Below are 5,110 nucleotides of genomic sequence, written 5' to 3'. Positions count from 1 at the left end.
CCTCCGGGCTCCCTCCGCCTCCGACCCCTCCGCCACGTCGATCTCCACTGCTACTGGCATACGATTCATCCATCGAACCCTCCCCGCCCCTACACTAATCTCACTCGGGAGGTTGTCTCAGAGATTATTGGCACAGGGGGCGTGGTGGCTTGTTTCTGGACCACCGAGGCGTGCTCCCGGATTTGCGTCGTCACGAGCCCAATCGGCATGTTGGAACAGTTGAGCGTATTTAGGCGTTGGCGAGTGTAGTCGCGAAGAGGATCGAGCCGACCAAGCACGCGACCTTACACGCGAGTCTCTGACGCATGGTGTGACCTCCTTTGTTCGGGCCTTGCGTGGCGAAACGGTTCTCTCAACAGACAACGCACGCTCGTATTGCCAGTAGGCTCTGGATGTTTACGTTCGCCCGCATTCTAGGCCGATGGTTTCCCGCGGAGAGATCACGAACCAACGGAAGATTCGCCGGAAGATCCGTCGGAGGATTTCCTGCTAGTGCACTCTGGCGAGGTTACGTTCCGGGATCTGATTGGAATCCGGGTTGATATTGCGGCCACCTCAGGGGGAAACGTTCGAGCGTGCAGAGCGGAGGGCGATCCAGCCTCTCCCCCTCCGGCGAAACGGCGCCCGCGGCGCCGAGCCATTGACACCGCCCACGCCCGGGCGTACCTTGATTCACGCCTAGTTCCCGCGCCACACGCGGGAAGCGGGGGACCCACACGAAGGCGCAGTCGTCCGGGGCGTATTGGCGCCGAACGCGTCATAGGACACTTCCGAGTCCAAGCCCGTCAGCTAACCCCGCCGGCGTATAACGGAAGCGCACTTCTGGCATCTCGGGGCCACAGCGCCGTGCGCGATGTGGCCTTTATTTTTGGGCCAAGCAGCCGTGCGACTTCTTCGAGGCCCGACTATGTCACCGGCGCCCGCGCCGCGGCCCCAGTCACCCACCGGCCGTTATCTCGCCACGCTCAGCCTCGTCACGCTTGGCGTCGTGTACGGCGACATCGGCACCAGCCCGCTGTACGCGATCCGCGAGTGCTTCTACGGGCCGCACGGCGTGGCGCCGACACACGACCACGTGCTCGGCGTGCTGTCCCTGATCTTCTGGTCGCTCGCCATCGTCATCTCGATCAAGTACCTGGGGTTCGTGCTGCGCGCCGACAACCATGGCGAAGGGGGCATCCTCGCGCTGACGGCGCTGGCGACGCCCATCAAGCCGACGGGCAGGCACGAGCGATCGGCGCTCGTCCTGATCGGCATCTTCGGCGCCGCGCTGCTGTACGGCGACGGGATCATCACGCCGGCCATCTCCGTGCTCGGCGCGATGGAAGGCCTGAGCGTCGCGACGCCCGGCCTCGAGCCCTACGTGGTGCCGATCACGATCGGGATCGTGATCGCGCTGTTCCTCTTTCAGAGCCGCGGCACGGCGGGCGTCGGCACGGTGTTCGGTCCGGTGACGCTGTTGTGGTTCACGGTCCTTGCGGTCCTGGGTCTCGTGCAGATTGCGCGCTACCCGGCTGTCCTCGCGGCCGTCAATCCGATCTACGGCGTGCGGTTCTTCGCCGATACGGGCTGGCACGGATACCTGGTCCTCGGATCCGTGTTCCTCGTCGTCACGGGGGGAGAGGCGCTGTACGCCGACATGGGCCACTTCGGGACGCGGCCGATCAGGCTCGACTGGTTTGCCGTGGTGCTTCCGTCGCTGTTCCTGAACTATTTCGGCCAGGGGGCGCTGCTGCTCGAGAACCCGGCGGCGGCGGAGAATCCGTTCTACCTGCTCGCGCCCGGATGGGCGATTTACCCGATGATCGTGCTCGCCGTCGCCGCGGCCGTCATCGCCTCGCAGGCGGTCATCTCCGGCGCCTACTCGCTGACGATGCAGGCGGTGCAGCTCGGGTTCAGCCCGCGCCTGAAGATCGACCACACCTCCACGCGGGAGTACGGGCAGATCTACATGCCCGGCATCAACTGGGCGCTGATGCTCGGCTGCATCGTCATCGTCCTGGGTTTTCGCACGTCGAGCAACCTCGCCGCGGCATACGGCGTGGCGGTGACATCCACGATGGTGATCACGACCGTGCTCCTGTACATCGTGGCACGCGAGCACTGGCGCTGGAGTGCGCTGACGGCCGGCGCGCTCGCGGCGATCTTTCTGATCTTCGACCTCGCCTTCTTCGGGGCGAACATCATCAAGGTCGCGCAGGGAGGATGGCTGCCGCTGCTGCTGGCGGGGCTCGTGTTCACGGTGATGACGACCTGGAAGTCCGGACGGCGCACGCTTGCCGCGCGCATTCAGGAGGAAGCCCGCCCGCTGGAGGATTTCCTGAAGGACGTCCTGCGTCAGCCGGTGACGCGCGTGCCCGGCACGGCAGTGTTCATGAACGGCACGGCGTCGAGGACGCCGGCGGCCCTGCGCCACAACCTGGAACACAACAAGGTGCTGCACGAACGGGTCGTGTTCGTGACCGTGAAGACGCAACAGGTCCCCTACGTCCCGAAAGAACAGCGCCTCGAGATGGAAAACCTTGGCGACGGTCTCTATCGCGCCAAGGTGCACTTCGGGTTCATGGAGGAGCCGAATATCCCGGTCGCGCTCGAGGGGGCCGCGGCGCACGGGCTGCCGCTGCTGGATCCCCACGACACGACGTACTTTCTCGGCCGTGAAACGATCATCGCCACCCGGCGGCCGGGAATGGCGCTGTGGCGCGAGCGGCTGTTTGCCCTGATGTCACGCAACGCGACCACGGCGACCGCCTACTTCGGCATTCCGCCCCAGAGGGTCGTCGAACTGGGGGAACAGATCGAGATATAAGCGGCTCCGGCCGAGCGGGCCGGGGCCATTCATTGCTACCATTACCGCATGGCCATCGACGAACGCGCCTTCTTCAGCGAAAAGTTCGAAAACCGACCCGGACGGTATCCGTGTCCCAAATGCCGCCGGACGAACGAGTACAGCATCCGGTGGGTCAGGCGCTCGAAGAAGGACCGGCCGCCTGCCGGCGCCGACGAGCGGGACCGGGCCAAGTTCGCGAAGCTGCGCGATTACCTCCTGCGCCTGGACGACGAGGTGACGTGCAAGACGTGCGGAAAGAAGTTCGAGATTCCCTCGCAGCACTCGTTGCTGTTCGTCGATCAGCTCGCGGGGCTCCCGAACGACGAGGACCTCGAGCGAGAGATCGACGCGGCGTCAGGAGACGCGGAACCTGCGCCCGAGAGCAAGCCTGCGCTGCCCCCGCGGTTCACGCGCAGGTCGACGGGATGGAAGTAGCAGAACCCTCTAGAACCAGTGGAAGAGCGGCCGCCCGTGAGCCAGTCCCGGCCACGGCGTGGTCAGCAGCGCGACCAGCAGCGAGAGTCCGTAGAACAGCGCGGCGCGACCGAACCGCGAGCGATCGGTTGCCGCCTTCCCGACCCGCACGCGCCCGATGTGCGCCAGCGCGAGCGCGACGATCATGCCGACGGGGTGCTCCACGAGCCAGAAGCGCGTCACGTCGTTCGCCATCGACTCGCCCATGTGCTGGCGGGCCATCGTGACGATGGGGCTGGCAAACACGTACAGCAGCAGGCCGATGAGGAGCTGCACGTCGAAGAGCATGGTGTAGAAGCGGCCGGCGCTGTCGTCCCGCGTTCCCCACGCGCGGCCGCTCGAGCGGCCCGATATCGCACGAAACACGGCCACGAGCCCGAGCAGCACGACGGCCCAGCGCAGCCACGAGTGGAGCACGATAAGGACGGGGTACATGTGGTCACTCTACATTGATCGCGCGTGGAATGGCGAGTACACTTGATGGCTCCAGCGTTCGCCGGGTCGCACCGCGATCCGGACCCTGTGCAATCCCAGACTGCGAACCGCGTCAGGGCCGGAAGGCAGCAGCGCTAAGCAGAGCCTCGGATGTGCCGCAGGCCATCCGGATCGCGGTGGGGCCCGGCGCCCGTCAAGAATCCCATGTCCTACCAGGTCTTTGCGCGCAAGTGGCGGCCCCGCCGCTTCGATGACGTTGTCGGCCAGCCGGGAGTCACCCGCACGCTGCGCAACGCGATCGAGAGCGGGCGCATCGCGCACTCGTACGTCTTTGCGGGGCCGCGCGGCGTCGGCAAGACGACCACGGCGCGCATCCTCGCGCGCGCGCTCAACTGCGTGAAGGGGCCGACCCCGGACCCTTGCGGCGAATGCGATCCGTGCCTCGACATCGCCGAGGGGCGCGACCTGGACGTGCTCGAGATCGACGCCGCCACCCACACGCAGGTGGACAAGGTCCGGGAGACCATCATCTCAGGCCTCGGCTTCGCGCCCGTGCGCAACCGCTACAAGGTGTTCGTCATCGACGAGGTGCACCGGCTCTCGGTGCAGGCGTTCGACGCGCTGCTCAAGTCGGTCGAGGAGCCGCCGCCGCACGTCATCTTCATGATGGCGACCACCGAGATCGACAAGGTGCCGGCGACCATCCAGTCGCGGTCCCAGGTGTTCGAGCTGAAGTCGGTGGGCCTGAAGCTGATCGCCGACCAGCTCCGGCAGATCGCGGCGGCCGAATCGCTGCAGGTGGACGAGGCGGCGCTCATGCTGATCGCGCGGGCGGCCGACGGCAGCGTGCGCGACGCGCTGAGCGCGCTCGACCAGGTGGTCGGCTTTGCCGGCAGCGCGGTGGACGCCGAAAGCGTGACCGCGGTGCTCGGCCTGGTGCGCCGCGACCTGGTGCTCGACATCGTGGACGCCGTGGCGTCGGAGAACGGGCCGGCGGTCTTCGAGCTGGCGGGACGCGCCGTCGAGTCCGGCTACGACCTGCGGCAGGTCTGCCGCGAGCTGGCGCGCGCGGTGCGCGACCTGCTCGTCGTCTCGATCGACCCGAACCGCGCGGCCGACCCGGAGATTGCGCAGGAGAGCGAGCGCGCGCGGCTGCAGGATCTCGCGACGAAATTCTCCTACGAGGACCTGATGCGCGCCTTCGACGTGCTCGCGCGCGCCGAGTTCGAGATCCGCGGGGCGGCGCAGCCGCGCTACCACCTCGAGATGGCGCTGCTCAAGTGGATCCACCTGCGGAAGCTCGTGCCGCTGGCCGACGTGATCGCGGGACTGAAAGGGGGAGCGCCACGCGTGACCCTCCCGCCTCCGCCT

4 protein-coding genes and 1 other RNA gene are annotated in these 5,110 nt (G+C 66.8%); 4 read left to right on the top strand and 1 reads right to left on the bottom strand.

Going from position 1 to position 5,110, the window contains the following annotated elements; genetic code table 11:
• Positions 1–907: 907 nt before the first annotated feature.
• Both HYU53_19225 and HYU53_19220 read left to right on the top strand, forming a co-directional pair.
• Complete coding sequence (locus tag HYU53_19225) at positions 908–2,809, top strand: potassium transporter Kup (protein MBI2223327.1); 1,902 nt, start codon at positions 908–910, stop codon at positions 2,807–2,809.
• 48 nt (positions 2,810–2,857) lie between these two features.
• On the top strand, positions 2,858–3,265 hold the full coding sequence (locus HYU53_19220; GenBank protein MBI2223326.1) for a hypothetical protein: 408 nt from the start codon (positions 2,858–2,860) through the stop codon (positions 3,263–3,265).
• 9 nt (positions 3,266–3,274) lie between these two features.
• Here HYU53_19220 and HYU53_19215 read toward each other — a convergent pair whose 3' ends face one another.
• Positions 3,275–3,739: a hypothetical protein gene (locus tag HYU53_19215; protein ID MBI2223325.1), complete on the bottom strand. Its 465-nt coding sequence runs from the start codon at positions 3,737–3,739 to the stop codon at positions 3,275–3,277.
• A gap of 75 nt (positions 3,740–3,814) precedes the next feature.
• On the opposite strand from HYU53_19215, the gene ffs reads away from it, so the two are divergent.
• An RNA gene (gene ffs, locus HYU53_19210) (signal recognition particle sRNA small type) lies at positions 3,815–3,915 on the top strand.
• A gap of 28 nt (positions 3,916–3,943) precedes the next feature.
• On the top strand, positions 3,944–5,110 hold a 1,167-nt coding region (gene dnaX / locus HYU53_19205; GenBank protein MBI2223324.1), incomplete at its 3' end, for a DNA polymerase III subunit gamma/tau.

The sequence above is a fragment of the Acidobacteriota bacterium genome (assembly GCA_016184105.1).
In the GTDB taxonomy this organism is placed as follows: Bacteria; Acidobacteriota; Vicinamibacteria; order Vicinamibacterales; family 2-12-FULL-66-21; genus JACPDI01.
The sequence above is the reverse complement of the archived record's forward strand: the minus strand, read 5'-3'. Positions and strand labels throughout refer to the sequence as shown.